At 53.3% G+C, this 25,114-nt stretch carries 14 protein-coding genes; 13 read left to right on the forward strand and 1 reads right to left on the reverse strand.

Translation table 11 applies throughout. The features are described 5' to 3' along the window. The first annotated feature begins 179 nt into the window (after positions 1-179). The 3 genes from IC230_RS13485 to IC230_RS13495 all read left to right on the forward strand — a co-directional run bounded on the left by IC230_RS13485 (position 180) and on the right by IC230_RS13495 (position 3,240). On the forward strand, positions 180-602 hold the full coding sequence (locus IC230_RS13485) for a ligand-binding sensor domain-containing protein (protein ID WP_191039553.1): 423 nt from the start codon (positions 180-182) through the stop codon (positions 600-602). A gap of 72 nt (positions 603-674) precedes the next feature. Continuing rightward, positions 675-2,912, forward strand: coding sequence for a triple tyrosine motif-containing protein (locus IC230_RS34630; RefSeq protein WP_191039554.1), 2,238 nt, complete (start codon positions 675-677; stop codon positions 2,910-2,912). Positions 2,913-2,994: 82 nt separating this feature from the next. Beyond that, on the forward strand, positions 2,995-3,240 hold the full coding sequence (locus IC230_RS13495) for an ATP-binding protein (protein ID WP_191039555.1): 246 nt from the start codon (positions 2,995-2,997) through the stop codon (positions 3,238-3,240). Here the strand turns inward: IC230_RS13495 and IC230_RS13500 are convergent. After that, positions 3,237-3,401 carry a hypothetical protein gene (locus IC230_RS13500; protein ID WP_191039556.1) on the reverse strand — a complete coding sequence of 55 codons (165 nt, stop codon included), beginning with the start codon at positions 3,399-3,401 and terminating at the stop codon, positions 3,237-3,239. The genes IC230_RS13495 and IC230_RS13500 overlap by 4 nt on opposite strands. A 76-nt stretch (positions 3,402-3,477) precedes the next feature. On the opposite strand from IC230_RS13500, the gene IC230_RS13505 reads away from it, so the two are divergent. The 10 genes from IC230_RS13505 (at position 3,478) to IC230_RS13550 (ending at position 25,107) form a co-directional block, all read left to right on the forward strand. Beyond that, positions 3,478-4,260 (forward strand): response regulator transcription factor, encoded by a 783-nt coding sequence (locus tag IC230_RS13505; protein ID WP_317171798.1) that lies wholly within the window; start codon positions 3,478-3,480, stop codon positions 4,258-4,260. A 246-nt stretch (positions 4,261-4,506) separates the two neighbouring features. After that, positions 4,507-6,147 carry a hypothetical protein gene (locus tag IC230_RS13510; protein ID WP_191039558.1) on the forward strand — a complete coding sequence of 547 codons (1,641 nt, stop codon included), beginning with the start codon at positions 4,507-4,509 and terminating at the stop codon, positions 6,145-6,147. Between the two features lie 68 nt (positions 6,148-6,215). Beyond that, positions 6,216-9,842 carry a putative Ig domain-containing protein gene (locus IC230_RS34635; protein WP_191039559.1) on the forward strand — a complete coding sequence of 1,209 codons (3,627 nt, stop codon included), beginning with the start codon at positions 6,216-6,218 and terminating at the stop codon, positions 9,840-9,842. Between the two features lie 661 nt (positions 9,843-10,503). Next, positions 10,504-13,761: a SusC/RagA family TonB-linked outer membrane protein gene (locus IC230_RS13520; RefSeq protein WP_191039560.1), complete on the forward strand. Its 3,258-nt coding sequence runs from the start codon at positions 10,504-10,506 to the stop codon at positions 13,759-13,761. Positions 13,762-13,803: 42 nt separating this feature from the next. Then, a complete protein-coding gene (locus tag IC230_RS13525; RefSeq protein WP_191039561.1) occupies positions 13,804-15,249 on the forward strand; it encodes a SusD/RagB family nutrient-binding outer membrane lipoprotein in 1,446 nt (481 codons plus the stop codon). A 19-nt stretch (positions 15,250-15,268) separates the two neighbouring features. After that, positions 15,269-16,576, forward strand: a complete 1,308-nt coding sequence (locus IC230_RS13530) for an aminotransferase class V-fold PLP-dependent enzyme (protein WP_191039562.1) — start codon at positions 15,269-15,271, stop codon at positions 16,574-16,576. Positions 16,577-17,427: 851 nt separating this feature from the next. Next, entirely contained in the window at positions 17,428-20,511 is a 3,084-nt protein-coding gene (locus IC230_RS13535) for a SusC/RagA family TonB-linked outer membrane protein (protein WP_191039563.1), read from the forward strand. An 11-nt stretch (positions 20,512-20,522) separates the two neighbouring features. Beyond that, the gene (locus IC230_RS13540; RefSeq protein WP_191039564.1) at positions 20,523-21,944 is read left to right on the forward strand and encodes a RagB/SusD family nutrient uptake outer membrane protein; all 1,422 of its coding nucleotides are present in this window, start codon (positions 20,523-20,525) and stop codon (positions 21,942-21,944) included. Further along, entirely contained in the window at positions 21,928-23,532 is a 1,605-nt protein-coding gene (locus IC230_RS13545; protein ID WP_223860635.1) for a sulfatase, read from the forward strand. The genes IC230_RS13540 and IC230_RS13545 overlap by 17 nt, the downstream gene beginning before the upstream one ends. A 6-nt stretch (positions 23,533-23,538) precedes the next feature. Then, the gene (locus tag IC230_RS13550; RefSeq protein ID WP_191039565.1) at positions 23,539-25,107 is read left to right on the forward strand and encodes a sulfatase family protein; all 1,569 of its coding nucleotides are present in this window, start codon (positions 23,539-23,541) and stop codon (positions 25,105-25,107) included. The last annotated feature ends 7 nt before the right edge of the window (positions 25,108-25,114 follow it).

Here is a 25,114-nt window from a genome sequence, read left to right on the forward strand (position 1 = left end):
AACCACCCATACTCGCAGATCGTGTCTGGCTAGTGGCTGCTAAGCGAGCTGCTTGTCAGTAGCTACGGTGGGCGGGGCGGCCGTACGCTCGTTTCAACTATTTTTTTTGCCGTGGCCCTAACAGACATCCTGACCGGTGAATTTCACCGTATATTTACTTGTTTAGCTGGCCAATACTTTTGACGCGTAACCACCTAGGGCAAGCTTTCATCAGCACCCATTTAGACCGTAAACATGGGCTACTCCTATGGATCAGACAGGCCTTGGCAGGGCTGTGCCTGTTGTTGGGGGTAACGGCGCCATTCATCAGCCCACAAGCGCAGCCGGTCCGTAAACCCATCCGGGTGCTTACCACCAAAGAGGGTTTACCCCAATCGTTTGTCTCGGGTATGGTGCAGGATGCGGCCGGCTTTGTCTGGGTGGGCACCCGAAATGGCTTAGCCCGCTACGATGGCCGCCAGTTTGTGGCCTTTCATTATGATCAGCGGGATTCAACGAGCCTCTCCTCCGAGGTCATTATCCACCTGCTGCCGGATCAGCAAAAGACGATCTGGATTGAATACGAATCCGGCGAACTGGATCAGTTTTCACCCCGCTCGTAACAGGTTGAGCGCATCGACCAACGGCCCCTGTTCCGTCGACATCCGCTTCATTTTGCCCGCCGGGGCTGGACGGTGGATACCCACGGTAATCTATGGGGGACCCAGCTAACCGGGGGGCTTTGGGGCTATGACTGGGCGGCTGGGGCTCTTCGTCACTATACCCGGCGTCGTCACGGGCTGCCTTCCGATACCATCCGGGGCCTGCTGGCCAGCCGCCAGGGGGGCCTTTGGCTGCTGAGCCGCGACGCCTTGACCCGGTTTGATCCCACTACGGGCAAGAGCGATTCGGTCCGCTTGCCCGTAGCCATTCAGGGGGATTCATTACCGGTGGGGGCGGGCGGAACGGTGCCCCTTTTTGAGCGCCGGAACGGGGAGCTGATGTGGACGTATGGTGGCCAGTTACTTATTTTTTCGCCCACGACAGGCCAGTTTCGGCGGCATCGCTTCCCCTCCCCCAACCAGACCTGGGTGCAGACCGCTCCCGACGGGCAGGAGTACCTGGTTACCCTGAACCGGCTATATCGCTACGATCCGGTTCAGGGTCCGTTGCTGGTGGGTGAACTGCCCCCCGGCAATGCCGAATCGATCCTGGTTGACCAATCGGGCCTGGTATGGGTGGGTACCAACGCAGGCGGTATTCATCAGCTCGACCTGACGGGCCCTTATTTCGAGCGGTTTACGAACCAGCTGGGCTTTCACCCGGACTTGTTTCAACAACAGGTTGGTTTGTCCCTGGCCCAGGCGTTCGAATGGTCACCCACCCAGGGTAACTTTCGCCAGCTAAGCTATTATGTGCGGACGACGTATGACCCCCAGAAGCGGCTCTGGGTTGGGCTGCGTTACCGGGCGGGCTATGTCGACTCGACTCAGCGACGACTTATTTTTCTGCCGTCCCTGCCTTCCGCCAACCCTACCCAAGATCGGCCATTGAGCATTAGCGGCCTGCGTTTCGATCCCAGGGGCCTCCTGTGGGCCGTCGATAACGAAGGCAACGTGGCATTTTGCGACATCCAGCGCCGGGCGTGGACGAGCTGGTTATCCGCCGACCAACTCCGGAAGGGGGTGGCCCCCCGAATCGAAACGCAGGATATCGTCGTGGATGGAGAAGCCATCTGGATTACCGACCATCAACATGGATTGATCCGCATTGAGCGGGCCACCAAACGGATACGGGTCATTTCGCAGGCCACGCCCGGAGCCCATTTTCTGACCGACATGCTGCTGGGGATGCAGCCCGACCCGACCCGTTCCAATTTACTCTGGATCGGGAGCCATGCCGGGCTCATTAGCCTGAACAAAACGACGTTACAGGGGCGGACGTTTACCACCGCCGAGGGGTTGCCCGATAATACGATCTACTCGGTACTGGCCGACCGCCGGGGCTATCTGTGGCTAAGTACCAATAAAGGGCTGTGCCGCTTTGATCCCCGCAGCCACCAGGTCCGTACCTTCAACACGACCGATGGTTTGCCCGGAGACGAGTTCAACCGGTTTCATCACCTGGCGTTGCCCGATGGGCGGTTGGCCTTCGGGGGGACCGAGGGCTGGGTCCTGTTCAATCCGCTGACTATTCAGAACGATCGGTTTCAGCCACCGCTAGCGCTGACGGAGCTAAAAATTAACAACCAGCCCGTCCCCCTTACGCCAGGCCGGGGCTTTTTGCCGGTTCCCCTGAATGAACTGGAGGAACTGATCGTGCCGTTCGCTCAAAATACGCTCAGTGTAAGTTTTGCGGGGCTGGAATACAATCAACCGGCCCGGCTCCGGTACCGGTATCAGTTGGTGGGCTACGATGAAAACTGGGTCGATGCCGGGCTTACCCCCCTGGCCTCCTATACGCAATTGCCCCCCGGCCAGTACACCCTGCGGGTCAGCGCCACCAACACCACCGGGCAGTGGAGTCCGCACGAGCATACGCTGACGATCCGGGTAACGCCCCCCTGGTGGCGTAGTGGGTGGGCCTACGGGTGCTACGTGCTGCTGGGCTTTAGCTTACTACGGGTCTACATCCGGCTCCGCACCCAGCAGGTCGGCGAACGCCAGCAACGGCTGGTTGAGCAACAGAATGCCGACCGATTGCGCGAATTGAACGAGTTGAAAAATCGTTTTTTTACCAATATTACCCACGAACTGCGAACGCCACTGACCTTGATTCTGGGGCCCACCGAGCGGCTGCGGGCGGTGGTGGAGGAGCCCGCCTGGCAAGGCTGGCTGACGGCCATTGACCGCAGCCGCTCATCAGCTACTAAACCTGATCAATCAATTGCTGGAGTTGGCCCGGCTGGAAGCGGGCGTCATTACGGTCGATGAGCGTCCGGGTGATGTGCGCGGGCTGATCCTTCAACTGGTGGAGACGATGCGGCCCGAAGCGGAGGCCAAGGGCCTGGAACTGGTGTGGGTAGATCAGCTGGGTCCGGGCCTATATTGGTTTGATGCCGACAAGCTGGAACGGATCGGGCTGAATTTACTGGCCAATGCGGTTAAGTTTACCCCGCGGGGACGTATTACGGTGACCTTGCAGGCGGGAATACGGCTGCTGGTGGAGGATACGGGACCGGGTATGGGGGATGAGGAGCGGCCCCATATTTTCGACCGCTTTTACCAGGGACGTGCGGCCTCCGCTTCCTCGCCCGGCTAGGGCATCGGTCTGGCGCTGGTTAAGGAGTTGGTGGAGGTGCAGGGCGGCACCATCACGGTCGAGAGTCCGTTGGACGCATCCACCTGGCGTTCGTCGGCCGGTACCCGGTTTACGGTCGAGCTGCCTTTTCGGCTGGCCAGCCCAACGGAGCCTGAGCCCATCCGGCTGAGCGAGGAGATACTCCCGGGGCCAGTGGAGGAGGGGGTGGTGGGTGATGAGCACCCCTTGGTGCTGGTGGTGGAAGACAATGCCGAGCTGGGCGATTTTATTGCCCAAAGCCTGCCGGCCCAGTACCGGATTCTGCGGGCCGCCGATGGGATCGAAGGGCTGGACGCGGCTGTCGGGCAGGGCCCGGATTTGATCATCAGCGACGTACTCATGCCACGTATGGACGGCTACACCCTTTGCCAAACGCTGAAACAGGACCGGCGCACCAATCACATCCCGGTTATCCTGCTGACGGCCAAAGTAACCCTGGATGATCGCCTGAGGGGCTTGACGGGCGGGGCCGACGATTACTTGACCAAACCGTTCTACGTGGCCGAGTTGCAGCTGCGGGTCCACAACCTGCTCGAGCGGCAGCGTCGGCAGCGGGACTGGGTCCGGGCGCAGTTGAACAGCCCGATGACGGCCGTTGTGCCAACCCAACCGGCTCCCGGTGAGCCACAGCCGATGGGTCTGGATGCGGAGGCATCCTTTCTGGAGGAACTCGATGGACATATAGCGCAGCACCTCGACGAGACTCAGTTTGGGGTGGAGGAACTGGCCCAGGTCATGGGCCTGAGCCGGGTGCACCTGTATCGAAAAGTGAAAGCGCTGAGTGGGCTCACCGCCACCGAATGGCTCCGCAACTACCGCTTGAAACAAGCGACCCGGCTGCTCCAGGCAGGCAGTTCGGTGAGCGATGCCGCTTACCAGGTGGGCTTTGAGAGTCCGGCTTACTTCGCCAAATGCTTCCGGGAGTTGTATGGGCTGACCCCCACGGATTTTCAGCATCAGCCACCGGACAGGCCGATATAGGAAAAAAAAGGCTCTCCTGCCTGATTTAAGGCCAAAATGTAACATATGTTATAGGGGTATGTAACATTTGTTATCGTCCATGCCCTATAGAGGCTGTAGCTTTACCCCCGGGGAAGTCGGGTTGCCATCCAACTCATTCGTATCTAACCGGGTACCACGGTGAGTGGCTATGTTGCCAGCGTGCGTACTTGATAATCCGGCTTTTTACCTCCTTGTCCCCCGTCAACTCAATCAACGCTTACCTCTATGAAACCATCGTTTTACGTAGTTAACCGTGGGTCTATTAGCCTGCTGGTGCTTTTTATACTTAGTAGCTTAAGCAGCTACCTGATGGCTCAAAACTCAGGTTCGGTGACGACCACCCAGAGCTTTTCCTACACTGGCCAGATTGTCAGTTGGACCGTACCGACAGGAGTGACATCGTTAACCATCGAAGCCCGGGGGGCGGAGGGGGGATTCGGTGATCGCCAGTTTGGGGGTGACTTCATTATTTTCCCGGCTGGCAAAGGCGCCCTTATTCGGGGGACGGTTGCCGTGAGTGGCGGGCAAACACTTAAAATATTGGTCGGTCAGAAAAGTCCAAATCGCAACGGGGGTGGCGGTGGATCGTTTATCACTACGAATACGAATGCCCCTCTAATCATTGCCGGTGGTGGTGGTGGCAGTGGGACGGATTATGATCTGGCCACTAAAGATGGTCAGTCAAGTAGGACAGGAGGAGCTAACGGAGGAAGTGATGGGAATGGAGGACCAGCGATCGCTGGCGCTAGCGCCGGTGGAGGGGGTTTACTAACTGATGGCAGTAACAGTAATTTTCCCAACGGCCCTAATGAACAATCTAGGGGCGGTAAAGCCTTTGTTAACGGTGGAGCGGGTTCATCCAACAACGATAGCTTTGGACTGGGCGGTTTTGGTGGCGGTGGCAGTGGAACCGGTACCGCTGCTGGTGGCGGTGGTGGTGGCTATTCCGGTGGCGGTGGGAACAAAGGTCCCGGTGGTGGGGGTGGCTCGTTCAACGGCGGCATCAACCAGACCAACACGGTAGGAGCTAACTCAGGTAATGGCTTAGTAAACATTACTTATGCCACCCCACCCCAGCCCATCCGCTACGTCAAACAGGGTGGCACGGGGGATGGCACTTCGTGGGTCAACGCCAGTGGGGATTTGCAGAGCCAGATCAACATCGCCGGGGCCCAGCAGGTCTGGGTGGCGGGGGGTACGTTCTATCCCACCGCTACAACGGATCGTACCGCTTCATTCTCGCTTCGCAACGGGGTGAGTGTCTACGGGGGCTTTAGGGGTGATGAGCAACTACTGAGCGGGCGGCCTCGCTTCAACCCCACGACGGGCAGCCCTTCCAGCACGACCTTATCAGGCGACATTGGCCAGCGGGGGACTACCACGGACAACAGCTACCACGTAATTAATAACCAATCCGTGGATAACACCGCTTTGCTGGACGGCTTTGTCATCAGCGGAGGTAATGCGAATGACGTCAATAATCTAGCAAACAATTATGGGGGCGGCATCTCCAATGGCAATAGCAGTCCTGCGTTAACCAACCTGCTCATTCAGGGGAACGTAACTTCTAGTTTGGGTGGGGGGGGTGGTATTTCCCTCACTACTAACAGTAGCCCCCGGCTGACGAATTGTGTGATCAAAGGCAATTCAGGGAGTCTGGGTGGAGGTATCTACAGTAACTCCAGCACCACCTCCACGCTGATCAACTGCGTCATCAGTGAGAATTCGGCTGGTTATGGTGGGGGCGTCTTTACGGCTGCCAGCAATACCAGTCTTGATCTAGTCAATGTGGTCATCAGTAACAACACGACGAGTCAACAGGGGGGGGCATTTATATCAATGGGACTGCTACGCCGGTTCGCCTAACCAACTCCATCCTCTTTAGCAACGGGGGAGCAAACAGTATCGTTAACGGCAACGGCGCTCCCCAGATAGTGATCAACTACTCGCTGATCGAGTCGGGGGAAACCGACTTTACCGGTACGGGTAACCAGACCATCAGCCAGTCCCCGTTTGTATCGCCCACTGACTACCGACTACCGGCAGGTTCGGTGGCCATCGACGCGGGCAATAATGAGGCCTACACGGCCGTGGGTGGACCTACCACCGATCTGGCGGGTAACCCACGCGTGGCTAACAACCGCATTGATATTGGGGCTTACGAATATCAGGGGCCCTTCTGCCAGCCCATCGCCATCACCCAGCAGCCCGCCAGTTCCAGCAGCGTGACGGCGGGGGCCAGCGTGAGCGTGCCGGTGAGCGTGAGCGGCACGGTGAACGGCTATCAGTGGTACAAAGACAACCTAAGCAGCCCCGTCATGGGCCAGACCTCGGCTACCCTGACGCTAACCAACGTGCAATTGGGCGACGCGGGCAGCTACTCGGTAGTGGTGACGGGAGCCTGCAACAGTGTGACCTCAACGGCCTTCAGCCTGAGCGTCAGCGCCCCCGCTCAACCCATCCGCTACGTCAGGCAGGGTGGCAGTGGTACGGGCGATGGTACGTCGTGGGCCAATGCCAGCGGGGACTTGCAGAGCCAGATCAACATCGCCGGGGCCCAACAGGTCTGGGTGGCGGGGGGAACCTTCCAACCTGCCAGCGGGGGCAGCTTTTCGATGAAGGAAGGGGTGGCCATCTATGGGGGCTTCTCCAGCACCAGTCCCGAAAGCAGCACCGCCAGCCGCCCCTCGGTCAACCCCGTGACGGGTCCCGGCGGGGCTTCGCAGCCCTCCACCACCACCCTGCTGGGCAACGGTAACAGTGTCATCCAGAACGCCCAGGCCCTGACCAGCGGGGCGGTTCTGGACGGCTTTGTCATCCAGGGGGGTAATGGCACCCGGGGCGGGGGGATGTTCAATTATAACAGCAGCAGTCCTCGTCTGACCAACCTGGTCTTAAGCCATAACTCGGCGGTTTCTGGCGGAGGGATCCATAATGAGTTCGAGAGCAAACCTAGTCTAACCAACTGTGTGTTTAGCTCGAACTCGGCTACCTCTGGCGGAGGGATGTTTAATCTTTCCGGCAGCCAGGCTGAGTTAGTAAATTGTGTTATTAGTAGCAACTCGGCTGAGCGTGGCGCAGGCATTTATAATGCTTTTCAAGCCGGTTGCCGACTGGTCAATTGTAAGCTGGTCGGTAATGTAGCGACGCAGGACGGCGGAGGAATCTACACGATTACGAATGGGAGCCTGGTCACCTTGTCCAGTTGTACCCTGAGTGGCAATTCGGCCGTTAATGGGGGTGGGGTTTACAACGATTCAGGCGTTCCAACCCTGATCAACTGCCTTATTCAGGACAATAAAGCCACCGGAAAGGGGGGTGGGGTCTACTTCAACCAAATGGCCAACTACGGCAGCTTAACTAACTGCCTGCTCCAGGGTAACTCAGCCCAGCAGGGGGGAGCCCTCTTCAACAATATTGCCAGTCCTACTCTAACTAATTGCACCATCAGTGATAACACGGCTAGTCAGGGGGGAGCCCTGTATAACACCTATTTCAGCCCTACGCTAGCGAGCAGTATTGTCTGGCATAACCATTCCGGCACGGGGGTTGAAACTACGTTTGTCAATACAAACGGTAGTACAGTCCTAACCCGATATTGCCTGATCGAATCGGGCGTAACCAGTTACTCCTCCGGGGCGGGCACTATCATGGCGGTCAGTTCTCCATTTGCCAGTGATACTGATTACCGATTAGCTATAGCTTCTCAGGCCATCGACGCAGGCGATCCGGCCAGTACGACGGCTACAAGCGGTGCCACGGATCTGGCGGGCAACCCCCGCCTGGCCAACGGGCGCATCGACATGGGAGCCTACGAGTACCAGGGCCCTTTCTGTCAGCCCCTGGCCATTACCCAGCAACCCGCCAGCGGCTCCTCGGTCTGCGCAAGCAGCACCGTCACGGCGATGGTCTCGGTGAGCGGCACAGTGAGTAGCTACCAGTGGTACCGGGATGGACAAGCGGTTACGGGCCAGACCTCCGCCACCCTCATTTTAGCCAACCTGCAGCCTAACCAGGCGGGGTCGTATGCGGTGATAGTGACGGGCAGCTGCAATAGTCTGACCAGCACGGTCTTCTCCCTAACGGTCAACCCCCTGCCCACGGCTAGCCTCACGGCCAGCCCATCGATGGTCCTGAGTTGCGCCCAGACCAGCCTGACGCTGACGGCTAGTGGGGGTACCTCCTACACCTTTACCAACGGCAGCGGTACGTTGGGCACACCCGGGGCGACCGACATCCTGGTGGTGGATAGCCCCGGTACCTATTCGGTCTCAGTGGCCAATGCCAGCGGCTGTGTGAGCACCACCAGCACCAGCGTCATCAGCAACACGGCTACGGTTGCCGTGAGCATCCCCGCCACTACGACCGCTACGGTGACCCGTGCTTTCAGCCAGTCGTTCACCGAGTCAGGGGGTAGTGGACCCTATCGGTACAGTCTGGCCAGCGGTAGTTTACCGACGGGTGTAAGCTTAGCGGCTTCGGGGGTATTGTCGGGAACGCCCACGCAAAACGGGAGCTTCCCCATCACCGTGCGGGCTACCGATGCCAATGGCTGTTCAGGAACCAGTGCTACCTATACCCTTTCGGTGCTGGGCGGCCCCTTGATCGTGACCGCCCCTGATTACGACTGTGCCAGTGGGGCCATTACCTTCCGCACCCAGGGGGGCGACGAATCGCCCATCGAGTACTTTGCCATTGGCATCACCCCCTGGACGAGCAACCCCAATCAGCAAATCGAAGCCGAGCTGCGGGCCGATCCCAAGAAGATTCAGCTTCTGGCTCGCCAAAACGGGCTGACCGTGAGCTATCTCTTCGATCTGCCCGCCTACTGCGCGGGTCTGCCCACGCCCCCTCAGTCCTCGACAAACCCCGCCCCGGTGGTTAGCCAGGGCATTAGCGCGCAGGTGGCGGTGGAGCGGGCGCCCTACCGCTTTACCATCCCGGCGGGTACGTTCACCGATCCCCAGGGGGAGCCGCTGACCTACTACGCGCTGGCCTTGCCGGCGGGTCTTAGCCTACAGGGCAATGTGATTAGCGGTACGCCAACGACCCAGGGGCGAGTGGTCGTGACCCTGATTGCGGTAGACCCCTCGGGCCAGACGGCCAATACCAGCTTCTGGTTCACCGTCGGCCCGCCGGTAGCTGACCTGACGCCACTGCTCTACGCCCGCCCGACCTCCCTCTACGGCACAAGTGCTCTTAGCATGGTGGTTGATGTGGTGGAGCTGAACGGGGTGGCCACGGCCGATCCGATCACCCTGAAGATCACCCGCGATGCCAAGCTTTCGCTGAGCTTGTCCACCAGCGCCACCAGTGTGGGTGACCGAAGCGTGCAGAACAGCTTCTGGCAGTTGAATCTGAGCGACCCCAACTACTACGTGCTAACCACCGATCAGGTCATTGTCGGGGGTGATAAACTGTCGGTGGGTTTAACGGGCACGTTGAGTCCGGGGGCTACGGCGGGGGTAGTGAGCATGAGTTCAGTGTTGGTCAACATAGCTGGCGAGGTCAGGCAAAGTAACAACACGGATGCCGATAAGATCGAGTATTTTCAGCAGTGAGAAAGGGGTTACTTAATTGGCTGAACAGTCCTGCACGGATGGTGCAGGACTGTTCTTTTTAGGAGCTGGTCTGGGGTCTTTTTTGAGCCGGGCCTTAACCAACCCTGTCAGGTAGCCGGCTACCTAGTGTGCTCCTCGATGGTTGCCTCTCTAGAGTACTTGACCGGTGTATACTCCGTCTAATTGGTTGTTTGTGATGCTCAAACTAGTTGTATGTTTCGTATCGTCCGGAACCTATACCGAGGTTTTTCCGAAGGATTTTGCTGATAGTTGGTTTTAGCACAAAATGGCTTATTATGGTAGATTGCCAGTCTAATAAACAGCATTATTTACCCTTTTATTGAACGAAAACAACCGATTGGGGGAGGAGAGCGTGTAGATAAATAATACATGTATATAACATAAGAAAAACGTTAGGCAACGCAAATCAGAAGCCCTATGAAGTGGTAACGAACGGATTCTTGTCCAAATCAAACTCGGCCAGTGCTTATCGAAGAGCAGTTATGTCCGATTTTAATAGCTATCCCCTTTCATTCCCAAGCATACGATATCCTTATCCTCAATCACTTACCTAAATAAACATTCAGGATAAACGTATAGATTATGCGTTTTTTTTATGTAAAATTACCCAGTCAATTTTTTAACCGTTTAATCCTAAACCATGCGAAAAAATCTACTTAGTTGCTTCCTGATCGGTATCGGGTTAGCCATAGGGATACTCGACGTTCAGGCTCAGAGCCTGGAAGTTTCTGGAAAAGTAGTTGATGAAACCACGGCTGCGGTACCTGGAGCCAATATTTTGGTAAAAGGAAAAAACATTGGTACCAATTCCGCCGGGGATGGTAGTTTCACCATTGCGATTCCGTCTGGCGCTCGAACTTTAATTGTCTCATCAATCGGATTCAAAACCCAGGAAGTCGACGTATCGCCCGCCATGACTAAACTGACCATCAAGCTGTTGCCCGATGTTAAAAGTTTGGGTGAAGTTGTCGTTACGGCGTTAGGCGTACAGCGCAACACCCGTAATGTGGGTTACGCCGTTCAGCAAGTCGATGGTAAAGCGATCCAGGAGGCTCGTGAAGTCAATTTTATTAATTCGCTACAGGGTAAACTGGCGGGTGTGCAGATTGGCGGCAATAGCGGGTCTATGGGAGGCTCGGCGCGGGTCACGATCCGCGGCTTAAAGTCCATTTCTGGCAATAACAACGCCCTGTTTATCGTAGACGGCGTACCAATGGCCAATATGAACCTGAACTCCTACGGCACTACGGGTGGGCAGGGTACCGGTGGCGGTGGCTATGATTACGGTAATCCGGCCCAACTGATCAATCCGAATGATGTTGAAAACATTTCGGTGCTGAAAGGTGCCGCAGCCACGGCCCTGTACGGTAGTCGCGGACAGAATGGCGTGATTTATATCACGACCAAATCGGGCAAAGGGTCTGGAAAAATTTCGGTGAATTACGATCTCAACATGCAGATCGATCAGGTTTCCTTCTTGCCCAAGTTTCAGAATCTGTACGGTGGGGGCGGTAGTTCCGCGTTTACCAAATTATACGTCAACCAGAATCCCACCGGTTTTTTACCCGGCGGAGGCACGTACGACGACAATGACGGAAAAGGGAAATATGACCTGATTCCGGACTACGGCACCGACGAATCCTGGGGTCCTAAACTGGATGGAACGCTGGTTCGGCATTACTGGTCGTGGGATCAGGACCGGAACAATCCTAATTTCGGGAAAACCGCTCCCTGGAGCGCCCATCCCGACAACGCGAAGGATTTCTTTAAAACCGGTTTTACGTTTTCCAATAATCTGTCGGTCGCCAGCAGCACCGATCAGGGCTCTATCCGGTTTTCGCTGGGTCAGACCAAACAGAATTTTATTTATCCCGGCAGCCAGCTTGGCCGATTTTTTATGAGCCTGAACACGACGTATAAATTTACCGACAAATTCACGTTCAGTGGAGGCATTAATTACGTTCACGACGATTCTAAAGGCCGGCCCGGCACGGGCTTCTTCGGTAACAACCCAATGCTATTTTACGTCATGTTCGGCCAACGGCAGATCGATGATGCGTACCTGCGAGAGTATAAATACGCGGACGGCACCGAGCAATCCTGGAACCGGACCGCCTGGAATATCCAGAAACCGGCGTTCACGCAGAATCCGTACTGGAACCAGTACGAGAGTTACAATACCGATCAGAACAACCGCTACTTTGGTAATGCCGGTCTGACGTACAAAATGACCGATTGGCTGTCTGCCGACGTGCGCGTCTTTTCCGATTATTTGAATCACCTGGATGAGGTCAGAAGTGCGAAAGGATTTTTTGTCGGGTCGTATGCCAAGCGGGTAGCCGTCTACAACGAAGCCAATTACCAGGCAACGCTGAACATCAATAAAACCCTGATGGACTCCAAAATCAGCCTGGAAGGCGTAGTGGGTGGCAATATCCTGAGTATAAAATCGACGGTCGACGCCGGAACGACGAATGGTGGGCTTCAGAACCCGTTGGTGTATGTGCTGCAAAATTCGGTAACACCCGCAACGGTTTCGAACGAGTATGGCAACCGACAGACGAATTCCCTCTTTGCGTCGGCCACGCTGGGGTATAAGCGGTTTTTGTATCTGACGGTCACTGGCCGGAACGACTGGGCCTCAACGCTGCAACAGACCGGCAACTTCTCGTATTTTTATCCGTCGATTGCTGGTTCGTTTATTTTCACCGATTTACTACCCAAGAGCAACTGGCTCACGCTGGGCAAAGCGCGTTTGTCGTTTGCGCAGGTCGGCAATGACGCCGTTCCGTATAACGTTTCCCGATACTATGACTACGTAGCGCCGTTTAGTGCCTACCCGCTGCAAAGCACTTCGGATAAGCTGTTCAACGGCAAATTGAAACCCGAGCTTTCGTCCGAGGTAGAAGGTGGTTTTGACTTCAAATTTTTCAATGAACTGCTCGGGTTAAATTTCACCTATTACGACCGCCAGACAAAAAATCAGATCTGGGATGTGCAGGTACCCGCCGAAAGTGGTTTCTCAACGAAGATTGTCAACGGTGGAACCGTCCAGAACAAGGGCATTGAGGTGTCGCTCTCGGTCGCGCCCATTACCACCCGAAATTTCAGCTGGCGGGCAGCCCTGAACTTTTCAAAAAACAAAAACACCGTACTTGACCTCAATACGGACAACATCCAGGGCATCGATCGATTTATTATCGGTACGGAACGTCGCACCAATAAAGTGTCGATGGTCGCTCAGAAAGGGATGTCGCTGGGCACCATGCTGGGTACCGACTTTGTTTACGACGCCAAAGGAAACAAGACGGTCGGTACTAACGGTACGTACAACGTAACGCCTGCTCCAGTGGTCATTGGCGATGCCAACCCGGATTTTATCGGTGGTTTTTCCAATACGTTGAGCTACCGGGCGCTGTATCTGTCTGCCCTGATCGACTTTCAGAAAGGCGGTGATTTCTTTTCGTATACCAATCTATACGGTAATAAATCCGGCATGCTACAGGAAACCGCCGAAAACGGTATTCGTGAAAACGGCCTGATCAATCCCGGCGTGAAAGCGGATGGTACACCGAATGATGTGGTGGTCACGGCCCGCACGCACTTCAACGCCGATGGCGGTAACCGCATCAGCAGCGCTAATTTATACGACGGCAGTTACGTCTATTTGCGCGAAGTTCGGCTGGGCTGGAACATACCGGAAGTCTGGACGCAAAAAATCAAGATGCAGGCAGTACGGCTCACCCTGACGGGCCGCAATCTCTGGCTGATCAGCAGCAACGCACCCAATGTGGACCCCGCCAACATCACCAACTCCATCAGTAACCAGATTGGCTTTGAAGGAGGTGCTTTACCGCCGGTCCGGAGTTTTGGCGTCAATCTAAATGTGACTTTCTAATCAGTGACCGTTCAGGCACGTTATAGCATACCCTTAACCACTATGAAACGTACTACTATTTTTCTGCTGGCCCTCTTGCTTGTGGCGTTTACCGCCTGCAAGGATTTTGAAACCCTGAATACGAACCCGGCCCGTTCCAGCGAAACCCAGCCGGAATTTTTGCTGGCCAACGCCCAGAAAAGAGCGTCGGATCTGATGTATGATTCGTATTTTAACGGGCGAATCGGCATGGAGCTGTCGCAATACTGGATGGGTACCGATAAAACTTCCGACGGCCGGTTTTTATTTACGAATGATGGTTTGTGGACTGGTTTGTATTCCGGACCGTTGATGGATCTTCAGGAGATTCAAAATTACTATAATCGGCATCCGGACGAAGTTAATCCGCACGTACTGGCGGTGGCCGAGATACTGAAAGCCTGGATGTTTCATGTCCTGACCGATGCTTATATCGATATTCCATATTCGCAGGCGCTGAAAGGAGATGATATTCCACAGCCGACTTTTGACAAAGGCAAAGATGTATACGCTGGTCTGTTAGCATCGTTGAAGAAACAGGTTGATATTTTGCAAAACACCACCGCTGGCCAGATTAGGGGTGACATTATTGCCAACGGAGACCCCAAACAATGGGTACGTATTGGCAATGCGTTACGTATTCGCATGGCGTTGAGAACCGCTGACGTTCAGCCTTCGGAAGCCAAAGTAGTGATTGAGGAAGCGGTGAAGAATACGTTGACCAGTGTCAGTCAGGATGTCTTTTTTCCGTATAACCTAACAGCGTCAACCAGCCGCTTTCCGTACAACGATGTAGAAAGACCGCTGGTTGAATTCGCCGTTACGTCTACGCTGGTTGAGTACATGAAGGCAACCAACGATCCCCGCTTACCCATTTACGCCCGCCCCGACGAAACGAATAGTAAATACATTGGTAAAGTATACGGCACGGAAGCCAATTCGCCGACGATGATCGGGTTATCCAGACCGGGGGTGGTTGCCTACAGCGGTTCGGCCAAAGGCTACCTGATTACGTACGCAGAAGTGGCCTTCGCCAAAGCCGAAGCCGCTGCCCGTGGTATGAATGTGGGGACTGAAACGCCGGAAGATTTATACAAAGCCGCCGTAACGGCCTCGATGACCCAGTGGGGCGTCACGGATTCAAAAGCGGTCGCTACTTATCTGGAGAGCGTACCGTATAAAGCAGGTAACTTTAAAAACGTAATTGGCACCCAAAAATGGCTAGCGCTTTACATGCAGGGTTTGCAGGCCTGGATGGAACGGTTGCGACTGGACATTAAAAAACCGAATGGTGATGTCCTGTTCATCGATCCAGCCTCGGGAAGTCTGGACCCGGATGTAAAAGACGTTCCCAAACGATTGAAATATCCGAGTGGAAGCCGAACCAGTAACGCGACTAATAGTGCCACCGCTGCCAGCAATATTGGTGGCGATACGCAGGCGATTAAGAACTGGTGGGATAGTTTATAAACTGACTAAACGAATAGGTATGGCGCATAACCGTCGAAATTTCGTAAAAAAACTGGCCGTGGCCGGGAGTACGTTGTCTGTTACTAATTTGCTGGAAACTACGCATGCGGCTGACCTAATCGCTGCTAACCAGCGTGTACAACACCTTAGCCCGCTGCAAGTTGCCGCTGACGAAGACTACTGGCACACCATTCAGCAGGGCTACACGGCATCGTCCTCCAGTATCATTATTCTGAACAATGGGGGCGTTTCTCCGTCGCCACTCGTGGTGCAGCAGGCCGTTGAGCGCTATAACCTAATGATCAATCAGGGGCCCTCTTACTATATGTGGCGGCTGCTGGATCAGGGACGCGAACCCTTGCGCGAAAAACTGGCGTTACTGGCCGGTGCGCTGCCCGACGAGATCGCTATCAACCGCAATGCGACCGAAGCCCTGAATACAGTAATCTACGGACTCGATCTGGCGAAGGGTGACGAAGTGATCGGGACGCTACAGGACTACCCGAATGTCATTCAGGCCTGGCGGCAACGGGCACAGCGGGAAGGCATCGTATACAAGCAACTGAGCTTTAAATTCCCGATTGAAGACGACGAACAGATTGTTCACGAATACGAGAAAGCCATTACGCCCAAAACAAAACTCCTTCACGTAACGCACGTCATCAATTGGGTCGGCCAAATCATGCCGGTGCAGAAAATTTGCCAGATGGCCCGTAAACACGGCATTGAAGTACTCGTCGACGGAGCGCACTCGTTTGGTTTACTGGACTTTAAAATTCCCGAACTGGGCTGTGATTATTTCGGTACCAGTCTGCACAAGTTTCTATCCGCTCCGGTTGGTACCGGCATGTTGTGGATCAGGAAGGAAAAGATCGCCAATATCTGGCCGCTGCTCTGTAACAGCCAGCCGAAAAGCAGCGACATTCGCAAATTTGAGACACTGGGTACCCGAAGTTTTGCCATTGAACAAGGCATTAATGAAGCCATCAATTTTCACAACGCCATCGGTAGTAAACGCAAAGAGGAGCGCGTGCGGTATCTGAAAAATTACTGGGCTGAAAAAGCCCTGAAGCTGCCGGGCGTTCGCTTATCGACCTCACTGAAACCCCAGTTTTCCTGCGGTATTTGCGGGGTGAGCATCGACGGCATGACGCCGGGTGAAGTGGAGGGGAAGCTCATGGCCAAGTATAAAATCAATACGTCGCCTACGGTCTGGGAAAACATTAGTTGTGTTCGGGTAACGCCCCACGTGTATACGACCCTGGCTGACCTGGACAAATTGGTGAAATCCCTGAGCGAGATTATCGCGGAAAAGAAGAAAGTTTAACTCATTGCTCACCCTGTCTTGTCCTTTCTCTACGCCATCGGGTCAATATCTGAGGAGTAATACCTAGTTCTTAAGCCGTCTCTTTTAGGGAGCCTTTAGCCTTTGATCCAGGGCCATCTTTTTAAACACTTCGTTGCACGGCCTCCTATTGGTTTTCATGGTCCACTAAGTTAGATGAGGCTTACCTTAATGTCCAGTCAAATGTAGCAGCTCCACCTTGGCTATTCGAGCTACTATGCGACCTGTTTGTGACGCCAATTTGTCAGTTTATGAACAACGATCTTACAAATGCTGGTGAAATCGGCAAAGGTTTAGCAGTGAATGGGTACACTTGAAAAACTTTGTGGCCAACATCGAACAATTTCTAATGAGCAAATAGTTATTTCTTCTTTTATGATAAGGAGGAAATATACTACTGATTACCCGGGTAATTATAGCTAAAAACAGAATAGTCTATCGATTAGTAGGTGTAATATTTTGCACTTTTTTCTCCATTTGTAGTATAATTCAACTTATTCCATATAATCCTTTGACTTAGTAGAGAGTATAGATTTATTTTTGCCCTTTCTTTCCTCAAATCAAGATGATCTCACATAATGTGCCTACTAATTCTATAGGATTAATTAGTTTCTTAACTCGTAATTATTTCTCTCACAGTATGTGGCTGGCTCAGAGTTGCTCCATGTCCGCCACGCAGACTTTCCATCCGGCCGCTGGCGTAACCCTCGACCTATCTCTTCGGATTCAGGGAGCCAATTGGCAGTATGGCTGTTGTCGATCCCTTCCAAAATAGTATGCCGGTGGCAACTAATCAACCCGCTCGTATTTAATCAGTTTATCCTTACGTTTCTATGCGACTTTTTTACTTCACAGGAAGTACGCCTTTCAGCGCGAGATTTCTCCTGTCGACCATTTTATTGCTGACGGCTTCCGGTACTTTTGCCCAATCTATTCTCAAAGGAAAAGTAATCTCTGAAGACGACCCGGGCGGAGTACCCGGTATCAACGTATTGCTTAAAAATACAACACAGGGTACGGTTACCGATGCGGAAGGGAACTATCAACTCCCGGCGGGATCGAATGCTGTATTGGTTTTTTCCGGCGTGGGCTTTATTCGCCAGGAAGTGCCGGTTAATGGCAAAAGCCAGTTAAATGTCAGACTAGTGGTAGACAACCGGCAGTTGAGTGAGGTGGTTGTCATTGGTTACGGTACGCAGAAAAAAAGCGACTTGACCGGAGCGGTTAGCTCACTTGATTCCAAAGATTTTAACAAAGGTGTTCAAACGTCGGTAGATCAGATGATTGCTGGCCGTGCGGCTGGTGTGCAGGTTACCCAGTCGAGTGCTGAGCCGGGTGGAGGTGTGACGATACGTATTCGGGGAGCCAATTCCATCAATGCTAATAACGAGCCTCTCTACGTCATTGACGGATTACCCATCGATAACTCACCCGTAGTACCGGGTTCACCGATTGTCACGGATGGGTCCGTTCGGAATCCGTTGAATGCGCTCAATCCCGCCGACATCGAGTCGATGGAAATTTTGAAAGACGCGTCGGCAACGGCTATTTACGGGTCGCGTGGTGCCAATGGCGTTGTGCTGATCACCACCAAAAAAGGCTCCAAAGGCAAGCTTAAAGTCAATTACAGCGCTTATACGGCGTTGCAGGACGTAACGCGGACGATTCCGATGCTGAACACGCAGCAGTACATCAGTTTGCTGAACGATTTGAAAAAAGATCAGGGTTTAGCGCCAGAATTTACGGCCGAACAAATTTCTGCCATCGGCGCCGGGACGAACTGGCAGCAGGAAGTCTACCGTCGCGGATCGGCTCAAAATCACCAGCTTTCCTTCTCGGGCGGACAGGATAAATTCAACTACTACGCATCGCTCAATTATTTTGATCAGAAAGGGGTCGTGATCAGTTCGGGCATCAAAAAATACATTGGCCGGGCTAACCTGACTTACAATGATGACAAATTCAAGTTTGGCCTTAACCTGAATTCAAGCCTGGTCAACGACGATTTTGTACCCAATGGGGTCAGTATCAATGAAGGGGCTGGCGTGGTCAATACGGCGATTTTTCAGGATCCCACCTTGCCAGTACGTAACGCCGATGGGACTTACGCGCAGACCCTGATTGTCAACCTCGAAAATCCGGTAGCGTTAGCCAACGAAGTAAACGATGCCGCCCAAACCAACCGGACCTTCGGCAATATTTTCGCTGAATATTTTATCCTGCCAGAGTTGTCGGTGAAAATAAACGCCGGCACCGATCGTCAGACGGCCCGGCGCGATACGTATGTATCGCGGCAAACGAAACGGGGGCAGGCTGCCAATGGCCTTGCCAGCGCGCAAACGAACAACACGGGTAATTACCTGCTGGAGTTGACCGCCCGCTACAGCAAAACGTTCAAGGCTATTCATAAAGTTGAGGTGCTGGGCGGCTATACGTATCAACAGTTTGAAGTCAACACGCTCGGGGCGAATTCACAGAATTTTGCGTCGGATGCTTTGCTGACGAACAACCTGGCTGCGGGCACCCGATCGTCGTTCGGCGTCTTCTCCGACAGAAACCAGAATCAGCTTTTATCCTATCTGGGCCGCGTCAACTACAACCTGCTGGATAAATACTTACTGACGGCTTCGGTTCGGGCTGATGGCTCGTCCCGGTTTGGTGAAAACAACAAATTCGGATTTTTCCCGTCCGTAGCCCTGGGCTGGCGGATCAAGGAGGAAAGCTTCATGAAAGACGTACCCGTTCTGACTGATTTAAAACTGCGCGGGAGCTATGGCCTTACCGGGAACCAGGACATCGGTAGCTATAAATCGTTGGTGCTGCTTGGGCCACAGGGGCAGGCTATTTTCGACGGTACGTCGTTTGTTGGCATTTCAACGACGCAGCTGCCAAACCCAAACCTGAAATGGGAAACCACAGGTCAATTGGACGTAGGGGTTGATTTCGGATTCTTTGGAAACCGCTTGACCGGTACGGTTGACTACTTTTATAAAAATACCAAAGACTTACTGCTTCAACTGCCCGTGGTACGTACCACAGGTTTTTCTACTACGTTCAAAAACGTCGGGGGAATGCAGAATCAGGGACTTGAAATTACGCTGAACTCCATCAATATTCAGAAGCCTGTTACCTGGCGTTCGTCGGTCAATTTCTCCCTGATACGTAACAAAGTGACGGATCTGGCCGGATTGCCGTACATCCTGCAGGGCGAAGCTGGTTTTTCCCGAGAGTTTAGTATCATACGGAAAGGTGATCCGCTCAACTCGTTTTATGGCTACAAGATCGACGGGGTCTATCAACTGACCGACGACATCAAAAATTCACCCCAGCCGCTGGCGAATCCCGGCGAATACAAATACAAGGATGTGGACGGCGACGGTCGAATCACGACTGCGGACCGCACGATTCTTGGATCGCCATTTCCGAAATACACCTTTGGGATCAACAACGATTTTGCCTACGGACCACTGACGCTCTCGGTGTTTATCCAGGCTGTAGAGGGGAGCAGTATTTTCAACCTGAACCGGACCGAATCAGAAAATCCCATTTCGTTCCGACGCAATCGACTGGCAGAATCGTATACCGATCGCTGGACGTCCACGAATCCGACCAACAATAATGCTTCAGGTATTGCGCCGAAGGTTGCCTACGCCAGCAACATCAACAGCCGGGCGGTGGAAGATGCCTCGTTTGTCCGGCTGCGGAATATTCAACTCACGTATAACCTACCCGTTGCCAAACTCAAAGTGTTACGTAGTGCGCAGGTTTATCTGACGGGGCAGAACCTGTTTACGATTACCAAATACACCGGTTCGGACCCGGAAGTGAGTGCGTTTGGTGCGTCCAATGTTCGGGCCGATTACAACGCCTATCCGCAAACAAGATCGTACACACTAGGCCTCAACCTTGGTTTTTAATGAAATTTACCATGAAAAAGATACTTTATACATTCCTTTTTATTCAGTTGTTGGGGTGTAGCAAACCATTAGATGAGGAGGTATTTTCATCGTTTGGACCCAATAATTTTTTCCAGAAAGCCGACGACGCGGAAGCTCTGTTAAATTCGGCTTATTCCGTGGAACAGCGTCGTGGTTTTCGGAACTACCTGTTGATGGCCGAAGTCAATACTGACCTGGTAATCGACCGCGAAGGCGGACTCCGTAGTCTGGCGCAACCGCTCGAAGATTTTACCTGGCCCGCGACCCACGAATTTTTTGAAACCGCCTGGACACTCCACTATCGGACGATTTACCGGACGAATCTCGTGCTGGATCAGGTACCGTCAATCTCGATGGCGGATGCCCGTAAAACGCAGATTCTTGCCGAAGCCCGGTTTTTGCGGGCAAGTGCTTACCAGACGTTATACGATTTATTCGGGCCGGTTCCGCTGATTATCAGCAGCAACAGCAGTAGCGATGATCGTCCCAGCCGACCCACGCAGGCTGAGTTTATTAGCTTTGTTGAATCGGAATTTAAAGCGGTGGCCGACATCCTGCCAACAGTGGCTCCCCAGTACGGTCGGGCCACCAAAGGCGCGGCCCTATCACTGCTGACGCGATTTTACCTGAACAGCAAGAAATGGTCTGAAACCGCTGAAACCGCGAAAAAGGTTATGGATCTGGGTGTTTATCAATTATTCAATGGCACCAACCGGACCGATCTATTCGACGTAGCGAACGAGAAAAACAGCGAGTTTATTTACATCCGGCCCAGCTTACCACAGCCGGGTTTAAGCGACAATTACCTGCCACACGCGGCTCCTCCAAACTACAAATTCAAGGTGGCGCCAAAAACCAACTACGCGACGCAGCTAAAAACGTTGTCTGGATTTTATAATACTTTCGATCCGGCAGACCAACGGCGGCAGGCCATCATTACGGAATATGAAGATGTTAATGGTAAGATCATTAAGCTCGGTACTGACGATGTTCGCAGCTTTAAATTCCGCGAGGATTTAAGCGCGACCGCGGAAAACATGGGGAATGATTTTCCGGTCTATCGCTACGCCGATATCTTGCTAAGCCGGGCCGAAGCCTTAAACGAGCTGAACGGCCCCACGCAGGAAGCGATTGGCTTGATCAATCTCGTTCGGGCAAAAGCCGCTGTTACGTTGCTCAAGCTAAGCGATTTTACCTCGAAAGATGCCTTACGCGCGCATCTGTTAAAAGAGCGGAGCTGGGAGTTTTTCTCGGAAGAATTGCGTCGCCAGGATTTGATTCGGCACGGCAAGTTTATTGAATATGCCAAAGCCAGAGGGAAAGTAGCCTTCGATTATCAGGTGCTTTTCCCGCTACCACAAAGCGAAATCGACCGAAACCCGAATCTGAAGCAAAATGAGGGATATAAATAAGAAGGGTGGACTAAAAGTCTGGATGGCAGGTAGTTTGACACTACTCCTTTTCTGTGGATTTACTGCGCCCAAGCCACCTCGTCGGGATGCCGCACCCCGTACGACGACGGTCCGGCCCAACATAATAGTTTTTCTGGTCGATGATATGGGGTGGCAGGATACGTCCGTCCCATTCTGGAAACAGATGACGGACCTGAATCGGCGGTATCACACGCCCAATATGGAACGGTTGGCGAAGGAAGGCGTAAAATTCACGAATGCCTACGCTACGCCCTTGTGTACACCCACGCGCACCAGTCTGATGACGGGTCTGAACGTAGCACATCATCGCGTAACGAACTGGACCTCACCGAATAAAGATACCAGTACCGATTATCCCGATACGGTACTCAATCAGGTAGCCTGGAACGTCAATGGACTCAGCCCCGTAGCGGGCGTTGACCGAACGATTCATGCGACGACTTTACCCGCCTTGCTGAGTCAGCAGAATTATTACACGATTCATGCCGGCAAGGCGCATTTCGGGTCTGCCGGAACCCCCGGTTCGGACCCGAAGAATCTTGGTTTCCGAGTGAATATTGCCGGGAGTGAAATTGGGCATCCGGCCAGTTATTTAGGCGAGGACAACTACGACCGTCCCGTGAATGGTAAACATAACCGGAATGCCGTACCGGGTCTGGAAACGTATCATGGCACGGACGTATTTCTGACCGAAGCCCTTACGCGGGAAGCTCTGAAAGCCCTCGACGTACCCGTTAGGAATAAGCAGCCTTTCTTTCTGTACCTGGCTCACTACGCAGTGCATACGCCCATCATGGCAGACAAGCGATTCATTGACAAGTACTTGAAAGCCGGTCTGGATAGCACCGAAGCGAAATATGCCTCGTTGGTTGAAGGGATGGACAAAAGCCTGGGTGATATTCTGGCCTACCTGGATGCTCAAAAACTGACGGATAACACAGTCGTCATGTTTATGTCGGACAATGGTGGACTGAGTACTACGCCAGCACGGGGCGGAAAAGCGCATACGCAGAATTTGCCGCTACGGGTTGGGAAGGGCTCCGTCTACGAAGGCGGCATTCGGGAGCCCATGCTGGTGCGATGGCCCGGCGTGGTGAAAGCGGGTAGCGTAACGGATCAGTACGTAATTGTCGAAGATTTCTTCCCAACGATTCTGGAGATTGCGGGGATTCAGAAACCAGCGATTCGTCAGTCGGTCGATGGGCGAACATTTCTGCCCTTACTGAAAAATCCGGCCTTGCGCGATACGTCCCGGGCGCTGGTCTGGCACCATCCCAATCGCTGGATTGCCGCCGAAGCGCCCCTAGTTTCCTGGGCGAGTGCGTTACGTCAGGGCGACTGGAAACTGGTCTATGATCACCGTACGGGTGCCCTGGAACTCTATAATTTACGTAACGACATTGGCGAGCAACAGAATCTGGCCGGTCAGCAACCGCAGAAGCTGAAAAGTCTGGCGGCACTGCTGACCAATCAATTAAAGCGCTGGGATGCGCAGATGCCAACGTTTAAAAAGACGGGTCAGCCGGTACGCTGGCCGGAAGATGCGTTGATCCAACCTAAACAGTAACCAATTATGAGACGAAAAACAATGGCTGGTTCGCTCGTGGGCCTGACAATAATGGGTACGCTGTTGCTGACGGCCCCGGCTTATACGCCTAAACAACAGGGAGCGTCACCAAGGCCCAATGTAATCTTTATTTTCTCGGATGATCATGCTTACCAGGCCATTAGCGCGTATGGTAGCAAATTAGTCAAAACACCCAACATCGACCGGATTGCGAACGAAGGAGCTATTCTGCATAACAACGTCGTGACCAATTCCATTTGCGGCCCTAGCCGCGCTACGTTGCTAACGGGCAAGTTCAGTCACCTGAATGGTTATACGGTGAACGAGCGCAGTTTCGAAATAAATCAGCCTGTATTTCCGGAAGCATTGCAGAAAAATGGGTATCAGACGGCCTGGATCGGGAAAATGCATTTGGGTAGTCTGCCCAACGGGTTTGATTATCTGAACGTACTGCCGGGTCAGGGCCAGTATTACAATCCGGATTTCATCAATTCGAAGAAAGACACGGTCCGTTATCCGGGATACGTAACCAACGTAACAACCAAACTGTCGCTGGACTGGCTTAATCAACGCGATGCAGCCAAACCATTTTTTCTGGTTGTTGGGCACAAGGCTACGCATCGAGAGTGGTTACCCGACTTACCAGATTTAGGGGCTTACGACAACGTCACGTTTCCGTTACCTGCTACGTTTTACGACGATTACAAAGGGCGGGAAGCGGCCCGCGATCAGGACATGACCATCGACAAAACCATGCGCCTGAAAGAGGACCTGAAAGTTCATGCCGATTATGAACGGAAGGGACGTTTAAACGCGTATAGTCGCTTTTCACCCGAGCAGAAAAAAGCCTTTGTCGATTACTACGAAAACAAAGTCAGCAAGGAGTTTGATGACAAGAAGCTAACGGGTAAAGCGCTGGTCGAGTGGAAATACCAGCGGTATCTGAGAGATTATCTGTCGGTGGCGAATTCACTGGATCGTAACATTGGCGAATTACTCAATTATTTAGATAAAACCGGATTGGCTAAGAATACCGTCGTGATTTATGCGTCTGACCAGGGGTTTTACCTGGGCGAACACGGCTGGTTCGACAAGCGATTTATTTACGAAGAATCGCTGAAAACGCCCTTTGTGATCCGATATCCGGGCGTAATCAAGCCACACACGCAGATCAATCAGCTGGTATCCAATATCGACTGGGCACCGACCGTATTGAACCTGACCGGAACGAGTATCCCGAAAGAAATACAGGGCGAATCCTTTCTGCCGCTTCTGAAAGGACAGAAGACCCCCTGGCGGAAAGAAGCGTACTACCACTATTACGAATATCCGCAGCCCCACCACGTATACCCGCATTTCGGCCTACGTACCGATCAATATAAACTGGTACGTTTCTACGGTCCGAAAGACTTCTGGGAACTGTATGACCTCAAAAAAGATCCGAACGAACTGCATAATCTGTACGGTCAGAAGAGTTACGAAGCCCTGACTGCTGATCTGAAAACAAAACTTCGGGTGCAGATTCAGACGTATAAAGACGATGAAGCCCTCAAACTTTTTGACCGTACTCTTTGAGCTACTT

The sequence above is a fragment of the Spirosoma validum genome, assembly GCF_014699035.1.
In the GTDB taxonomy this organism is placed as follows: Bacteria; Bacteroidota; Bacteroidia; order Cytophagales; family Spirosomataceae; genus Spirosoma; species Spirosoma validum.

Bases quoted from the DNA above. Each gene is read 5' to 3' on its own strand.
- IC230_RS13500 (WP_191039556.1), bottom strand. From the start codon at position 3,401: ATGGGCTCAGGCTCCGTTGGGCTGGCCAGCCGAAAAGGCAGCTCGACC.
- IC230_RS13510 (WP_191039558.1), top strand. From the start codon at position 4,507: ATGAAACCATCGTTTTACGTAGTTAACCGTGGGTCTATTAGCCTGCTG.
- IC230_RS13520 (WP_191039560.1), top strand. From the start codon at position 10,504: ATGCGAAAAAATCTACTTAGTTGCTTCCTGATCGGTATCGGGTTAGCC.
- IC230_RS13525 (WP_191039561.1), top strand. From the start codon at position 13,804: ATGAAACGTACTACTATTTTTCTGCTGGCCCTCTTGCTTGTGGCGTTT.
- IC230_RS13530 (WP_191039562.1), top strand. From the start codon at position 15,269: ATGGCGCATAACCGTCGAAATTTCGTAAAAAAACTGGCCGTGGCCGGG.
- IC230_RS13535 (WP_191039563.1), top strand. From the start codon at position 17,428: ATGCGACTTTTTTACTTCACAGGAAGTACGCCTTTCAGCGCGAGATTT.
- IC230_RS13540 (WP_191039564.1), top strand. From the start codon at position 20,523: ATGAAAAAGATACTTTATACATTCCTTTTTATTCAGTTGTTGGGGTGT.
- IC230_RS13545 (WP_223860635.1), top strand. From the start codon at position 21,928: ATGAGGGATATAAATAAGAAGGGTGGACTAAAAGTCTGGATGGCAGGT.
- IC230_RS13550 (WP_191039565.1), top strand. From the start codon at position 23,539: ATGAGACGAAAAACAATGGCTGGTTCGCTCGTGGGCCTGACAATAATG.